Here is a 15,410-nt window from a genome sequence, read left to right on the forward strand (position 1 = left end):
CTCCTTTGTGGGTGGGGGGTGGGTGCTACGTCGCGATCCAGTGGGCCTCGCGGCGCAGTGCCAGGTCGATCAGGGAGCGAACGAAGACGGCCTGGCGGAAGACGTCGTAGAGCAGCTCCGGGATCAGGGGCAGCGCGAGGAGCGTGGCCCGCCAGCCGAGGCGCCGTACGGTCAGGGTCCGTTCGACGACGAAGATCAGCATGATCGAGGTCCAGAAGAGGGACAGGCCGCCCCAGCCGACGAGGGTGAGGTTCAGGACCGCGTAGAGGAAGAAGAGGAAGAGGGCGAGGGCGCCGATGCCGAGCATGATCTGCTGGCCGAAGTACTTGCGGGTGACCGGCGTCCAGCCGTAGTCCCGCAGGTTCTCCAGGGCGCCGCGCTGCCAGCGCAGCCGCTGGTGCCACAGCTTGCCGAGCGACGGCATGACCTCGGTGACCAGCCAGCAGCCGTCCGGGGAGACGGTGCGGTACCCGAGCGTCTTGACGGCCTTGGTGATCTCGTCGTCCTCGGTGAGGGAGGCGAGGGAGTAGTACGCGTCGCCGCCCCCGATGACGCCGTCCAGGCGGGCCCGGCGCACCTCGCGCAGGACGCCCGCGCGGAACAGGCTGCCGGTCCCGGTGAGGACGACGGCCTCGTTGTGCTTGCGGCGGATCTCCAGGGCGTAGCGCTGGTACTCCATGCGCTGCAACTGGCCGAGGAGGCCGCCGCCGGGCTCACCGTAGAAGATGCCGCCGACCGCGCCGACCGTCTCGTCCTCCATGGCCTCCGCCGCCCACTCCACGAACTCGGGGTTGAGCACCGTGTCCGCGTCCTGCACGAGCACCAGGTCGTCGTCGGTGAGACCGGTCAGCAGGGGCGCGAGCGCCTGGTTGAGGGCGCCGGCCTTCTTGTCCTTGTTGTCCGTGGGCACGAACACCTCGGCACCGCAGTAGTCGGCGATCTTCGCGGTGCGGTCCGTGCAGTTGTCGGCGACGACGACGATGCGGTCCGGACGGACCGTCTGCCGGTACAGGCCCGCCAGCGTGGCGACGATGCGGTCCTGTTCGTTGTGCGCGGGGATGAGTGCGACGAGTGTCATTGACGAGCTGTCCCTTGCTCTGCCGTGGACTGCCGCAGGCGGATCGCCTGACGACGCCCTCGACTCTGGGCGCGCCGGGGAGCAGCGAGGTCGTACGAAGGTTGCGCGACGGTTGCAGCGGCTTCGGAGCGGCAGAAGGGGACCTTCGGCCCGGGACCTACGCCGGGTGCGCGGCGGGCGGAACGTACCGGTAGCCGACCCCGCGCACGGTCTCGATGGGCGCCTCGACCCCGGTGGCGCGCTCGATGCCGCGGCGCAGCCGCAGTACGGCGTACTTGACCTTGTGCGCGTCGCCCCCGGCCCGGCCGCGCCACACGTGGTGCAGCAGCTGCTCGGGGGAGAGGACCTGGCCCGCGTTGCGGGCGAGGAAGTGCAGCAGGTCGAATTCCAGCGGGGTCAGCGGCACGTACTGGCAGCCCATGGTCACCTCGCGGGTCGCGAGGTCGAGCCGGAGGCAGCCGTCCTCCAGGAGCTGGTCGGGAGGTGACACGGGCGTCGCGCGGCGCAGCCGGGCCATGACCACGGCCCGCTGGAACCCGTCGGGCATGCCGCGCCACAGCACGTCGTCGGCGCCGGACTCCAGGGCCCGCAGCGCGTCCGCCCGGTCGAAGTTCCGGGCGGCCACGATGACGAGCAGTTCCTCGGACATGTCCCGGACCCGCCGCAGCACCTCCCAGGGGCCCGGATCCCGTACGTGAAGGCCGAGGACGAGCAGGTCGGGCCGGTAGCGGTACAGGTCGTGCAGGGTCTGCCGGCCGCTGTACGCGAGGTGGTACGAGAAGCGGGGGTCGTCCAGCTCGCGCAGCCAGCCCAGGGACACGTCGGGCGCCGCCGCCACCAGGACCAGCGGCAGGGCCCGTCCTCGCGTGCCGCTCCGGGGCGCGGATGCCTGCATAACCCACATGCTCGGGCCACGGGGTCCGCCTGTCGAACGGACCGGAGCGGAGGCGGTGGGGCGGCTGTCACCGTGGGTGACGACGGCGTCCGCGCGCGGCGCGCGTGCGTCCCTCACGCTCCCGGCCGGTACCTCCGCTCCACGTGGCCCTTCAGGTCCTCCGGGTAGAAGTACACCGGGCGCAGATCCCCGCTCGCGTAGCGCTTGACCTGGTCGCCGAAGTGGGGGGACTCCGGGTGGCCGCTGGCGCCGCCCGCCGTCACCGCCCAGGCGCGCACCTTCGGACCGAACTCGACGACCGCCACGAAACTGTTGCCGCTCGTGCCGTAGTACCGCTTCGTGCCGGGGTAGCGCTTCGCGCCGAACGAGGCGAGGGAGCCCCACTGGGCGGAGGTGAAGGGGACCGGGTGGCTGGGTTTGCTGTCGTCGAAGGTCTGGGTGACGGCGCCGTCGTTGCGCTGGTAGCGGTTGATCTCGGACCACGGGACCCGCCAGTCGCCGAAGTCCTGCGTGAGCCGGTCCACGGCCGAGGTCAGGGCCGCGAGCCGCTGCGCGTCCGTGGCGCGCTCGGCCATGTAGTCCCAGACGGAGAGGCCCGCCTTCGCCGCCGACGCCGACACCAGGGCCCACAGGGCCTCGCCCCAGAACACCGCGAGGGAGGTCTCGCGCGACCGGCCGGACCAGCGGTGGTCCCAGCCGCGCAGCAGGCCGACGGGCGCCTCCAGCTCCGCCTTGCGGGCATCGCCCGCCGCGAGCCCCTCCCACGCCTCGACCAGGCCGGGAAGCAGCCGGGCGAACGCCGTCAGATACGGGTCGAAGGCGCCCTCGATCAGGGTCCGCGGAGTGAAGTCGTCACGGGACGTCAGGACGCGGATCGCGTGCGGACCCCGCGGGTTCTCGCCCGCCTTGTCGAAGTAGCGGGGGTAGTCGGAGGCGTTCGGGCTGTCCGCGCCCGCCGCGGTCCAGGGCCAGTTGTTGGTGTTGAAGGCCCAACCGCTCCTCGGGTTCACCGCCTGCGGCATGTCGGCGAGCGCGTGCAGGCCCCGCCAGTCGGTCGCGGGGTCGCTGCCGTCCACCGGCTTCATGTAGTCGAAGCGGTCGTCGCGGACCGGCATGAACTGCGGCATCAGGAAGGCGATGGCGCCCTTCGAGTCCGCGAACAGGGTGTTGTTGGAGCTGTTGGCCTTCAGCTCCGCGACCTTCATGTACGCGTGGTAGTCGCGGGTCGTCGTGCGCAGGTAGCTCTGCTTCAGCGCCTCCACCGGCTTGTTCATCAGGGCGCAGGCGATCCACTTGCCGTCCGCCGCACGGACGATCGGGCCGTGGTGGGTGGCGTACGTGGTGAAGGTGTGCGCCTCGGAAGTCCCGTTCTCCGTACGGCAGTTCAGGGTGACCTTCTTGGTCGTCACCGGGCGCCGCTCGCCGCCGTAGCGGTAGGTGTACGAGCCGTCCGGCGCGCGGTCGACCGTTTCCGCGAACTCGTCGATGTTGTCGACGCCGCTCGACGTGTGCATCCAGCCGGTGTGCTCGTTGAAGCCCTGGTAGATGAAGAACTGGCCCCAGGTCGCGGCGCCGTAGACATCGAGCCCCTCCTCGCTCGTCACGTGCTGCTCCGAGCGGAAGAAGAAGCTCGTGTGGGGGTTGATGAGGAGCAGCGCGTGGCCGTCCCGGGTGTGGCCCGGGGCCAGGGACATGCCGTTGGAGCCCGAGGGCTCGCGGAACTTCAGGCCGCGTTCCTCGTCGGTGAGGGGCACCTCCCGCTGCGCGTAGAACGCCTCCAGCTGGCTCAGCGCGACGGACTCGATGTCTCCGCCGATGCTGCCCTCCGAGAAGCTGAGGGGCATCCACGGCTCGAAGCGCGTCAGGACGCGCGGCCGTACGTCGGGGTGGGTCGCCAGGTAGTGGTTGAGGCCGTCGGCCCAGGCCCGCATCAGTGCGCGGAGCCAGGCCGGGCACCGGGTCGCGTACTGCTTCTTCAGTTCCTCGGGGTCGATGAACAGGCGCTGGCGGAGGTCCTGCCACAGTGCGCTCTCGCCCTCGGACTCGGCGAGGCGGCCGAGGCTGACGAGGTAGTTGCGCTCGATGCGGTTGAAGTCGTCCTCGGCCTGCGCGTACATCATCCCGAACACCGCGTCGGCGTCGGTCCTGCCGACCACGTGCGGGATGCCCCAGTCGTCGCGGGTGATCGTCACCCGGGCCGCTCGTCTTTTCCAGCGGTCGAGGTCGGCCGGGGAGGGCCCCGCGGGTGCCGCGGTGGCGGCGCCGGAAGGCAACGTTGTCGCGGCCACCGCGAGGGAGGCCGTCCCGCCCACCACGAGGCGGCGGGTCGGGCCGGTGTGCCGTACCTGAGCTGCGTGACTCATGCGGTGCTCCACCTTCGTCAGGGACATGCCGGGGTCGACCCTAGGAAGCGCGCGGGCGATGATCAACACCGCGTACGGAACCGGTGGTTGGCGGTTCCTCCCGCCGGTGCTCACCCCCGTGGAGCGATGCCGGGGCGTTTCGGAGTGACGACGCTGTTCGCCCGAGTCCGGCCCAGTTGGGGGGCTTTCGTATGGCGTGGCATGTTCCGCTCCTGGTCCGCAGGCCGAAGGCGGCGGCGCCGTCCCGGACGGCGGGCCCGCCCGTGGTGGTCCGATGCGTCGCGGGTGTCCTGGTGATCGAGATGCGCGGCGCGATCGATCCCGCCGCGGAGGCGTGGATCGGCCGGGTGCTGCACGCGGCGATCCGGCCGGGCGGCGCGGGAGTCCTCGTCGACGTGCGCGGTGCGGGCGACCTCGGGGCCAGCGGCCTCAGCGTGCTGCGGCTCGCCCGGCTGCTGGCGGCGCGGCGGGGCCTCGCCTTCGGCTTCGCCGGGGAGCAGCGGGGCGTCCCCGAACTGCCGCCCGCCGCTTGACGGTTGACCGCCGTTCGTCCATCGGGGGCGGGTACTCACCCGCCGCGGAGGATGCCGGGCGCGGTGCGGGCTGCTTCGGTCGCGGAATGGGTGAGGTGAGCGCGGAGGGCGCCGTGGCCGCCGCCGGCCGGGTGGCACGGGGTGTGCTCGGCGCGGTGGGGCGGGTGCCGCGGACGGTGGTCCGGCGGTCGGTGGACGTGTTGCTCGACTGCCTGGACCTGGACGCGCTGGTCGCCCGCGTGGACGTGAACGCGGTCGCGGACCGGGTCGACGTCGCGCGGGTCGCGGCGCGGGTGGACGTCAACACGATCGCGGCGCGGGTGGACGTGGCGGCGGTCGTCGAGCGCGTCGACGTGAACGGGGTGGCCGCCCGGATCGACGTGGACCGGGTGGCCGAGCGGATCGATGTGGCGGCGGTCGTCGCCCGCGTGGACGTGGATGCCGTCGCCGAACGGATCGATGTCGCCGCCGTCGTCGAGCGCGTCGACGTGAACGCGGTCGCGGACCGCATTGACGTGGACCGGGTGGCGCGGCGTATCGATGTGGATCGGGTGGCGGATCGTGTGGATGTGGATCGCGTGGCGGACCGCGTGAACGTCGACAGGGTGGCCGATCGCGTGGACGTGGATCGGGTCGCGGACCGGGTGGACGTGGATCGGGTGGCCGACCGTGTCGACGTCGACCGGGTCGCCGAGCGGGTCGACGTGGATCGGGTCGCCGGGCGGCTGGACCTTGAGCGGGTTGTCGCTCGCGTGGACGTCGACCGGATCGCCGCCAGGCTCGACGTCGACGCCGTGCTCGCGCGGTTCGATCTGGTGGGGCTCACCCGGTACGTGCTGCGGGAGATCGATCTCGGGCGGATCGTGCGGGACACCGGGGGCGGGCTCACCGTGGAGGCGGTGGACGCCGTGCGGATGCTGGGGCAGCGGGGGGACCGGAGCGTGAACCGGTTCGCCGACCGGCTGTTGCGGCGGGTTGAGGCCCCGGACGAGCGGTCGCCGTGACCGTGCCCGGCGCCAGAGCGGTACGGCCCCGGGCCGCCGGAATCGTGTCGCGCGGCGTCGCCGCCCTCGTCGACGCGCTCGTGCTCGCCCTGATCGGGCTGGCCGTCGAAGTGGGCGCGGCGTGCGCCCGGTTGGTGGTCGCCGGGCCCCCGTTCCAATTCCCCGACGTACCCAACTGGGTGACGGGGCCCGTGGCTTGGGCCTTCGCCGTGTGCTACCTCGGCGGTTCGTGGGTGATGGTCGGGGCCTCGCCCGGCGCCCGCCTCATGGGCGTGTGCGTGACGGACCGGGACGGGCGGCGGCTGCGGACGGTGCGGGCGCTCGTCCGGGCCGCGCTGTGCGTGAGCTTCCCGCTGGGGCTGCTGTGGATCCCGTTCAGCGGACGCCGCGCGGCGTTGCAGGACCTGGTGGTGCGCACCACCGTGACGTACGACCGCGGCTACGGCTGATCCGGGGCGGGTGAGGTGTGTGGCAGCATGGCCGCGGCGCCGAAGCCGCCGAGTCCGATGACCGCGAGGACCAGCAGCGCCGCGGCGTACGGCCCGACGGAGGGGTTCGCCACGAGGATCGTGCCGGCGAGCGCCGTGCCCACGGACGAGCCGAGGTTGGAGACGCTGCGGGACAGGCCGGAGATCTCGCCCTGGAGGTCCTCGGGGAAACTGGACTGCACCACGTTGACCGACGGCGTCAGCATCACGCCGAGGCCGAGCCCGATCAGGAGCAGGCCGGGAGTGAAGGCCCACGGGCTCGGTTCGCCGTGCGCCAGGGCCAGCAGGACACCGATGCCGCCCACGGTGGTGGCGAACCCCACCATGACCAGGGTCCGCTGCTCGCGGCGCTTGGCGAACCGCTCCGCGCCGAGCGAGCTGACGAGCAGGCCCAGCGTCGACGCGGTGAAGATGACACCCGTACTGATCGCGTCGTAACCGCGGACGACCTGGAGATAGGCGGCGACGACGAACGAGATGCCCATCAGCATCAGCCACTGGGTGTGCTGCGTGATCAGGCCGAGGTTCGAGGTCCGGTTGCGGAACAGCGAGGTGGGCAGCAGGGCTTGGGCGCCGGCCCGCTCCCGCCCCCGCACCCAGCGGAAGAACGCCGTCAGGACCAGCGCGCCGAGCAGCAGCAGCGCCCCCATGAGCCACCCGTTGTCGTCCGCCGCGAGGATCCCGAGGACCACGAGCACGAGACCGGTCGCGGACAGGACCGCGCCCACCGTGTCGAAGTCCCGCTCGGGATCCGCGGGCAGCGGGTCGCGCAGCCCCCGGCTCAGCAGGATGATCACCGCGACCACCAGCGCCTGGAAGACGAACGCCGCCCGCCAGCTGATCGCCGACGTGATGAGCCCGCCCAGCAGCGGGCCGGCGGCGGCGCCGATGCCGCCCAGCGCCATGATCGTGCCGAACGCCCGCGCCCGGTCCGCCACTTCGGTGAACAGCAGCGTCGTCAGGATGTACACCGGCGGGATCAGCAGGGCGGTGCCGACGCCCTCCAGGATCGAGTTGCCGAGGATCAGCACGCCCAGGCCCGGCGCCACCGCGCTGAGCAGCGCCCCGACCCCGTAGACCGCGAGACCGACGACGAGGCAGCGCTTGCGGCCGTAGCGGTCGGCGAGGATGCCGCCCGGGATCATCAGCGCCGCCATCACCAGCAGGAAGACGGTGATCGCCGTCTGCACGCCCTGCACGGTGGTGTCGAGGTCCTCGCTGATGTCCTGGATCATCACGTTCATGTTCGAGCCGGCGAAGCTGCAGATGAACTGGGCCAGCGCGAGCGGCGCGAGGATCCGGCGCTGCCGCCCGCGGCTGCGTACGTCCGGCGCCTGTGGGGTGCCTGCCACGCTCATCGCCTCGCTTCAGCTCGCCGCCCTGACCCCCGTCAGCTTCCGGGCGCGGGCGCTCGCGGGCGTCACCCCCGGAGGGTGACGCCCCTCCCGGACCCGGCAGCCACACTCGGCCCCACAGCGGTGCACTGGGCACCAATCTCTAGCTTGGGGGTCCTTGAGATGGCCACCTCGACTTCTTCGCAGCACGGCATGGGCAGTGCGAAGGAAGCAGCCGCCGGCGGGCTCACGATCTTCGCCGCGGTCATGCTCTTCATCGCCGGCTCCATGGACTTCTGCCGCGGACTGATGGCGGTTCTGGAGGACAAGGTGTTCCTCAGCACGCCCGAGTACGTCTTCGAGTTCGACCTGACGACCTGGGGCTGGATCCACCTGATCCTCGGCGCGATCGCGGTGGTCGTCAGCCTCGGCCTCTTCGTCGCGATGAAGTGGGCCAGGGTGCTCGGCGTGGTCCTCGCCGTCCTGATCATGATCGGCAACTTCCTGTCCATCCCGTACTACCCGTTCTGGTCCCTGACGCTGATCGCGATCAACGCGCTCGTCATCTGGGGCCTGTGCGTGGTCAAGCGGGACACGGTGTTCTGACCCGGCGTTCCGACCCGATCGGCGAGGCCCGCGGAGAGACGGACCGAGGTGGCTCATGAAGCACGGCCAGGCGCGTACGGGGGACCCGCGGGCCAAGCGGATCGCCGAGTTCATCGCACCCCTGCGGGTGGCACCCGGAGCGAAGGTGCGCCTGTCGAAGGAGTTCGACCCGGCCCGCACCGCGGGCCTGAAGGGCAAACGGCAGGGCCAGGAACTGCTGCGCGAAGGCGTCGCCCTGCTCGCCGACTACCAGAGCAGGCTCACCGCCGAGGGCACCCACGGCGTGCTGCTCTGCCTCCAGGCCCTCGACGCCGGGGGCAAGGACGGCACGATCCGGCACGTCATGAGCGGCGTGAACCCGCAGGGGGTGCGGGTGGCCGGGTTCAAGGTGCCCACGGACGACGAGCTGAGCCACGACTACCTGTGGCGCTACGCCTGCGAGCTGCCGCGCCGCGGCGAGATCGGCATCTTCAACCGCTCCCACTACGAAGAGGTGCTCGTGGTGCGCGTGCACCCCGAATTCCTCGCCCGCCAGAGACTTCCGGGGCCGGGGCAGCACGGGAAGGCGCTGTGGCGCAGGCGCTACCGCGAGATCAACGAGTGGGAGCACTACCTCACGGACAACGGCTTCCGGCTCGTGAAGCTGTTCCTGAACCTGTCCAAGGAGGAACAGCGCGTCCGGTTCCTCAAGCGCATCGACGTCCCCGAGCGGAACTGGAAGTTCTCGGCGGCGGACGCGCGCGAGCGCGCCCGGTGGGACGACTACCAGGAGGCGTTCGACGACATGCTGTCCGCCACGAGCACCCCCTGGGCCCCGTGGTACGTCGTGCCCGCGGACCACAAGTGGTACGCGCGGATCTGCGCGGCGGCCGTCCTCGCCCACACCCTGATGGACATCGATCCGCGCTACCCGGACGTCGGCGCCACGAGCCGGCACGAACTGGAGCAGGAGAAGCGGAAGCTGGAGAAGGAGGCGCCGCCCGGCGCCGCCTCGGACCCGTACGCGGCCCGGAGGCGGGCCCGGTGACCGCCGCCGCGACCGGACCCGGCGCCCCGCCCGCGCACCTCTGGTACGCCGAGCCCGCCGACTCGGTCGCCCGTGAACTCGGCGTCGACCCGGCCGCGGGACTCGACTCCGCGCGCGCGGAGCGGCGGCGCGCCGAGGACGGCCCCAACGCGCTGCCCGAGGAGCGGCCCGTACCGGCGCTGCGACGGCTCCTCGGGCAGTTCACCTCGTACATGCAGATCATCCTCGTCGTCTCCGCGGGCGTCTCCCTCGCCATCCAGGAGTGGGGCACGGCCGTGGTGCTGCTCGCCCTGTCCGTCCTCAACGCGGTCATCGGCCTGCGCCAGGAGGGCAAGGCGGACAGCGCCATGAACGCCCTCAAGGCGATGACGAAGGCCACCGCGCGGGTGCGGCGGGACGGCAAGGAGGCCGAGATCCCGGCCGAGGACGTCGTCGTCGGGGACGTCGTGCTGCTCGCGGCGGGCGACGAGGTCCCGGCCGACGGCCGCCTCGTCGCGGCGACGGCGCTCCAGATCGACGAGTCCGCGCTCACCGGCGAGAGCGTGCCCGTCGCCAAGGACGCGCGGCCGCTGCCCGGCGGGGAGCTGGGCCCGGCCGACCAGAGCGACATGGCGTTCATGACCACGCCGGTCACCCACGGCAGCGGCGTCCTCCTCGTCACCGCCGTCGGGGCGGACACGGAACTGGGCCGGATCTCCGGCATGCTGACGGCGACGCGGCGCGAAATGTCGCCGCTGTCCAAGGAGTTGAACCGGCTGACCCTGTGGATCGTCGGGGCCGCCGCCCTCACCATGGTCGTGATGTTCGCGCTCGGCCGCAGCCGCGACGAGGCCTGGGACGCGCTGTTCGTCAGCGCGGTATCGCTGGCCATCGCCGCCGTGCCGGAGGCGCTGCCGACGGTGACGCAGACCATCCTCTCCCTCGGCGGGCTCGACCTGGCGAAGCGCAACGCGATCGTCAAGGACCTGCCGTCCGTGGAGACGCTCGGCTTCACCTCGGCCGTGAACTCCGACAAGACCGGCACCCTGACGATGAACCAGATGACCGTCGTCGAGGTCGTCGACGCCTTCGACCGGTACACCGTCTCCGGCACCGGCTACGCCCTGGAGGGCAGGATCCACCACGCCGCGGGCAGCACGCCCGGCATCGAGGACGCGATCCTGCCGTACCTCGTCGCCAGCGACGCCGCCCTGGTCGACGGCGAGGTCGTCGGCGACCCCACCGAGGGCGCGCTGCTCGTGCTCGGCCACAAGGCGGGCCTCGACGTCACCGCCACCCGGGAGCGGCTGCCCCGCCTCGCCACCCTGCCGTTCGACCCGGCGTACAAACTGATGGCCACCTTCCACGCGGCGCACGACGGGCAGGGTCGGCCCGTCGTGCGCTGCTTCGTCAAGGGCGCGGCGCCCGCCGTGCTCGCCCGCGCCAGCACCGCGCTCGCCGACGGCATGGCCATCCCCTTCGACGCCGCGCTGAGCGGCCGCGCCGACGCCGAGGTCGAACGGATGGGACGCGCGGGCCGCCGGGTGATGGCCGCCGCCACCCGCGACCTCGACCCCCAGGTCTTCGACCCCGACGGCAATCTCCTCGCGCAGGTACGGGAGTTGAAGGTCACCAGCCTCGTCGGCATGGTCGACCCGCCGCGCCCCGAGTCGAAGGCCGCCGTCGCCGCCGCGCAGGCCGCCCACATCCGCGTACGCATGGTGACCGGCGACGACGTGATCACCGGCGCCGCCATCGCCGAACAGGTCGGGATCGGCGGAGAGGCCATCCTGGGCGCCGAGTTCGCGGCGCTGTCCGAGGACGAGCGGCTCGCCCGCATCGACGCGATCGGCGTCGTGGGCCGCGTCGCGCCCGAGCACAAGGTGCTGCTCGCCGAGACGCTGAAGCAGAACGGCGACGTGGTCGCCATGACCGGCGACGGCGTCAACGACGCGCCCGCCATCAAGGCCGCCGACATCGGCGTCGCGATGGGATCCGGCACGGAGGTCGCCAAGAACGCCGGCCGCATGATCCTGTCCGACGACAACTTCGCGACGATCATTCACGCGGTCGAGCAGGGCCGCAAGATCTACGACAACCTCACCAAGTACATCCGCTTCGTGATGATCCTGCTGGTCGTGTTCGTGCTCACGTTCCTCGGTGCCTCGCTCTTCGACATCGCGGACGCCGAGCCGTTCAACCCCGCGCAGGTGCTGTGGATCCACTTCGTCGTCAACGCCGCCTTCGGCTTCTCCCTCGGCTTCGACCGGGTCGGCGCCGACCTCATGACGCGGCGCCCGAGGCCGCGCGGCGAACCGGTGATGACCCCCGCGCTGATGCTGACCGTCGGACTGGCGGGGGCCGCCATCGCCGTCGCGCTGCTCGCCCTGATCGAGCTCGGCGAGGCCCGCTACGACAGCGCCCGCACCGGCAACTCCATCGCGTTCGCGGCGTTCGCGCTCTGCCTGATCGTCGCGGCGGTCGAGTGCCGCAGCCAGACCGGGACCGCGCTCACCGTCGACACCTTCGACAGCAAGCAGCTCAACTGGACGATCCTCGCCGAGTTCGCGCTCGCCGTGCTCGTCACGCAGACCGACGCCTTCAACCGGATGCTCGACACCGTCCCCTTGAGCATCGGCCAGTTCGGCTGGGCACTGCTGCCCCCGCTCGCGCTCCTCGTGCTGTGGGAGCTGGGCAAACTGATCGCCCGGCGGCGGTGAACCGGCGGTGCCCAAGGCCCCGCCGCTGCCGCCCGGACTGCGGACCCTGCGCGGCTACCGGCGTTCCTGGCTGGCCAAGGACCTCGTCGCGGGCATCGTCCTGACCACGCTGCTCGTCCCGCAGGGCATGGCGTACGCGGAGCTGGCGGGGCTGCCGGCGATCACCGGGCTCTACACGTCGGTGCTGTGCCTGCTCGCGTACGCCGTCGCGGGCCCGTCCCGCATCCTCGTGCTCGGGCCCGACTCCTCGCTCGGGCCGATGATCGCGGCGACAGTGCTGCCGCTGGTCGCCTCCGGCGGCGACAGCGGACGCGCGGTCGCCCTCGCCTCGGTGCTCGCGCTGATGGTCGGAGGGATCACGATCCTCGCGGGCGTGGCCCGGCTCGGCTTCATCGCCGACCTCATCTCCAAGCCCACGATGATCGGCTACATGAACGGCCTCGCCCTGACCATCCTCGTCGGTCAGCTGCCGAAGCTGTTCGGGTTCTCCGTGGACGCGGACGGTCTCGTCGAGGAAGTCGACGCGCTCGTCCGCAAGCTGGCCGACGGAGCGGCGGTGCCCGCCGCGGTGGGGGTCGGCACCGGGTGCATCGTGCTCATCCTGCTGTTGCAGCGACTGCTGCCGAAGGTGCCGGCCGTCCTCGTGATGGTGGTGCTCGCCATCGGGGCGACCGTCGTGTTCGACCTCGGCGAGCACGGCGTGAAACTGGTCGGCCGGCTCCCCGAGGGGCTGCCGCCGTTCACCGTCCCCGACATCCGCTGGGACGACCTCGGGCCGCTGTTCGCCGGCGCGCTCGGCATCGCCCTGGTGTCCCTCGCCGACACCATCTCCAACGCCTCCGCCTTCGCGGCCCGCGGCGGACAGGAGGTGCGCGGCAACGACGAGATGATCGCCATCGGCACGGCGAACGCGGCGGCCGGCCTGTTCCAGGGGTTCCCCGTGAGCACGAGCGGATCGCGTACGGCGGTGGCCGAACGGGCGGGCGCCAAGACGCAGTTGACCGGGCTCGTCGGTGCGGCGCTCATCGTGCTGATGCTCGTCCTGCTGCCGGGGCTGTTCCGGAACCTGCCGCAGCCCGCGCTCGCCGCCGTCGTCGTCACGGCGTCGCTGTCGCTGGCCGACCTGGCGGGGACGGGACGGCTGTGGCGGCAGCGCAAGGCGGAGTTCTGGCTGTGCATGGCCGCGTTCCTCGGCGTCGCGCTGCTCGGGGTGCTGCCGGGGATCGCCGTCGCGGTAGGGCTCTCGATCCTCAACGTGTTCCGGCGGGCGTGGTGGCCGTACAGCGCGGTGCTGGGGCGGGTGGCGGGGCTTGAGGGGTACCACGACGTGCGGTCGCATCCGGGTGCGCGGTTCCTGCCGGGGCTCGTCCTGCTGCGGTTCGACGCGCCGCTGTTCTTCGCCAACGCGAAGTCGTTCCGGGACGTGGTGCGGAGGGCGGTGCGGGAGGCGGGGGAGGTGCGGTGTGTGGTGATCGCGGCGGAGCCGATCACGGATGTGGACACGACGGCGGCGGATGTGCTGGAGGAGCTGCATGAGGGGTTGCGGGGGAGGGGGGTGGAGTTGGTGTTCGCGGAGTTGAAGGATCCGGTGCGGAGGAAGATCGAACGTTACGGGTTGGCCCGTACGTTCGGGCCCGAGGCGTTCCACCCCACGGTCGACTCCGCCATCCGCACCCACACACCCCGCTAACCCCCCTGGGCTCCGCCCCGAACCCCGCTCCTCAATCGCCGGAGAGGCTCAAAAGCTTGGGGCTCCGCCCCGTACCCCGCTGCTCAATCGCCGCAGGGGCTCAATCCGTCCACCTCCGAGCCCTTCAATCGCCGATTGAGCACCATCAAGCCCCTCCGGCGATTGAGGAGCGGGGTACGGGGCGGAGCCCCGAGGGTGTAACGACGGGGGGCGTTCACATTGCTTCCGCCGAGAGGAGGTGGGTGGACCACGGCGGGAGGTCGACGTACAGGCCCGTGTCGAGGAGTTCCGCGCCGGAGCGGTCGAACCGGTCGGAGCCCAGAAGGCTCGTCAGACGCCACACACCGGGCCCCAGCTCCGGCCACGGCAACCGCACCCGCCCCTGCACCGCCCGATCCGACAGATTCACCACCGTCACGAACCGCCCCGCGTCCCCCGTCCAGCACGACGCGACCAACGCCTCCGCCGACGCGTTGTCCGGCCAGCCCACGCAGTCCAGCAGCCGCCACGCCCCGGTCCGCATCCCGCTGTGGTGGACCCCGGCCAGCAGCCGCTCGTGGAACGAACGCAGCTCCTCGTCGACCGGCTCGTCGGGCCGCCGGTCGAGGAAGACCGGCAGCTGGACCCGCCGCCCCGTGAACTGGCCCTCGTGCCACAGCGTCGCCCCCGGCAGCGTCGCGATCAGCGTGGCTGCCGCCCGCTCCTTCGCCGGAGGCATCGTGTGCGCGGCCCGCGGCTCGTCGTGGTTCTCCAGGAAGCGCACGAGCCGCCGCTGGTACGCCTCGTCGGCGCGCAGATGCGCACGGACCGACGCCGCGTCGTGCGCGAGGATCCGGTCGTACAGCCGCTTGTCGTAGCAGAAGTCGAAGCCCTGCCGCTGGAGCGCCCGTTCGAGGTCCCAGTACGCCTCCGCCGCGAACAGCATGTCCGGGTGCCCGCCGTGCACCGCGTCGATCACCTCGACCCAGAACTCCTCCGCGGGACGCTTCCCGGCCCGCTCGCCCCAGGTGCGCTCGAAGACGTCGTTGGCCATCAGCATCGCCATGTCGCAGCGCACCCCGTCGCAGAACCGGCCGATGTGGCTGAGGACCTCCGCGGTGGAGCGGCGCAACTGCGGTGCGAACGCGTTGAGTTGGACGACGTCCGGCCACGGCGGGAAGTACGGGTCCCGGCCCCGCGCGAGCACCGCGCGCCCCGTGTCGAGGAACCCGTCCGGGGCCCGCCGCAGGTCCTCGGCGTCGCCCCGGACGAACAGCTCCGGGTACTCGCCGACCCACGGGTTGTCGGGGGCGACGTGGTTGGGCACGTAGTCGAGCAGCAGCCCGACACCCCTGCGGTCGAGTTCGGCGCGCGCCGCGGTGAGGCCGACGGCCCCGCCGAGCGCCCCGTCCACCTCGTAGCGGCGGACGCAGTACGGGGAGCCCGCGATGTCGTCCTCGGAGATGCCGGGGACGGCGCGCTCGAACGCGGCGCGCAGCGACGGGTTGTCGAGGGCGATGGACCGCCCCTGCGGGCTGCGTTCCCACACGCCCATGAGCCAGACGATGTCGACCCCGGACGGGGTGATCTCGTCCCAGACGTCCTTGGGGACGTCCGCGAGGGAGATCTCGCGGCCGAGCCGCCTGCCCGTCTCCCGCAGCCACACCCGCGTGTTGACCTCGTGGATCACGGGCTGTGCCGGTGGTGCGCCCAT

Annotated in this window: 12 protein-coding genes; 7 read left to right on the plus strand and 5 right to left on the minus strand. The window is 72.0% G+C overall.

Annotated elements, in window-relative coordinates; all coding sequences use genetic code 11:
• Window positions 1-25: 25 nt before the first annotated feature.
• The 3 genes from ACYBSK_RS13155 to ACYBSK_RS13165 all read right to left on the minus strand — a co-directional run bounded on the left by ACYBSK_RS13155 (window position 26) and on the right by ACYBSK_RS13165 (window position 4,336).
• A complete protein-coding gene (locus ACYBSK_RS13155; protein ID WP_460246165.1) occupies window positions 26-1,078 on the minus strand; it encodes a glycosyltransferase family 2 protein in 1,053 nt (350 codons plus the stop codon).
• Window positions 1,079-1,235: 157 nt separating this feature from the next.
• Window positions 1,236-1,973 (minus strand): response regulator transcription factor, encoded by a 738-nt coding sequence (locus tag ACYBSK_RS13160; protein WP_460246166.1) that lies wholly within the window; start codon window positions 1,971-1,973, stop codon window positions 1,236-1,238.
• Window positions 1,974-2,086: 113 nt separating this feature from the next.
• Window positions 2,087-4,336: a penicillin acylase family protein gene (locus ACYBSK_RS13165; protein WP_460246167.1), complete on the minus strand. Its 2,250-nt coding sequence runs from the start codon at window positions 4,334-4,336 to the stop codon at window positions 2,087-2,089.
• A 191-nt stretch (window positions 4,337-4,527) separates the two neighbouring features.
• On the opposite strand from ACYBSK_RS13165, the gene ACYBSK_RS13170 reads away from it, so the two are divergent.
• From ACYBSK_RS13170 to ACYBSK_RS13180, 3 genes are all read left to right on the plus strand, one after another.
• Complete coding sequence (locus ACYBSK_RS13170) at window positions 4,528-4,869, plus strand: hypothetical protein (protein ID WP_460246168.1); 342 nt, start codon at window positions 4,528-4,530, stop codon at window positions 4,867-4,869.
• A gap of 86 nt (window positions 4,870-4,955) precedes the next feature.
• Window positions 4,956-5,873 (plus strand): hypothetical protein, encoded by a 918-nt coding sequence (locus tag ACYBSK_RS13175; RefSeq protein ID WP_460246169.1) that lies wholly within the window; start codon window positions 4,956-4,958, stop codon window positions 5,871-5,873.
• A complete protein-coding gene (locus ACYBSK_RS13180) occupies window positions 5,870-6,322 on the plus strand; it encodes an RDD family protein (protein ID WP_460246170.1) in 453 nt (150 codons plus the stop codon). Before ACYBSK_RS13175 ends, ACYBSK_RS13180 begins: the two co-directional genes overlap by 4 nt.
• Here the strand turns inward: ACYBSK_RS13180 and ACYBSK_RS13185 are convergent.
• Window positions 6,313-7,605 (minus strand): MFS transporter, encoded by a 1,293-nt coding sequence (locus ACYBSK_RS13185; RefSeq protein WP_460247015.1) that lies wholly within the window; start codon window positions 7,603-7,605, stop codon window positions 6,313-6,315. The two genes, ACYBSK_RS13180 and ACYBSK_RS13185, sit on opposite strands and share 10 nt — an antisense overlap.
• 273 nt (window positions 7,606-7,878) lie before the next feature.
• Here ACYBSK_RS13185 and ACYBSK_RS13190 point away from each other — a divergent pair, with 273 nt between their 5' ends.
• The 4 genes from ACYBSK_RS13190 to ACYBSK_RS13205 are packed head-to-tail and all read left to right on the plus strand — an operon-like array spanning window position 7,879 to window position 13,717.
• Complete coding sequence (locus ACYBSK_RS13190; RefSeq protein ID WP_457477094.1) at window positions 7,879-8,301, plus strand: DUF7144 family membrane protein; 423 nt, start codon at window positions 7,879-7,881, stop codon at window positions 8,299-8,301.
• Between the two features lie 55 nt (window positions 8,302-8,356).
• On the plus strand, window positions 8,357-9,328 hold the full coding sequence (locus ACYBSK_RS13195) for a polyphosphate kinase 2 family protein (protein WP_460246171.1): 972 nt from the start codon (window positions 8,357-8,359) through the stop codon (window positions 9,326-9,328).
• Window positions 9,325-12,027, plus strand: coding sequence for a cation-translocating P-type ATPase (locus ACYBSK_RS13200; protein WP_460246172.1), 2,703 nt, complete (start codon window positions 9,325-9,327; stop codon window positions 12,025-12,027). The genes ACYBSK_RS13195 and ACYBSK_RS13200 overlap by 4 nt, the downstream gene beginning before the upstream one ends.
• Window positions 12,028-12,034: 7 nt before the next feature.
• Window positions 12,035-13,717: a SulP family inorganic anion transporter gene (locus tag ACYBSK_RS13205; protein WP_460246173.1), complete on the plus strand. Its 1,683-nt coding sequence runs from the start codon at window positions 12,035-12,037 to the stop codon at window positions 13,715-13,717.
• A 214-nt stretch (window positions 13,718-13,931) separates the two neighbouring features.
• Here ACYBSK_RS13205 and ACYBSK_RS13210 read toward each other — a convergent pair whose 3' ends face one another.
• Window positions 13,932-15,410, minus strand: a complete 1,479-nt coding sequence (locus ACYBSK_RS13210; RefSeq protein ID WP_460246174.1) for an alpha-amylase — start codon at window positions 15,408-15,410, stop codon at window positions 13,932-13,934.

This window comes from Streptomyces sp. BYX5S (assembly GCF_054724165.1).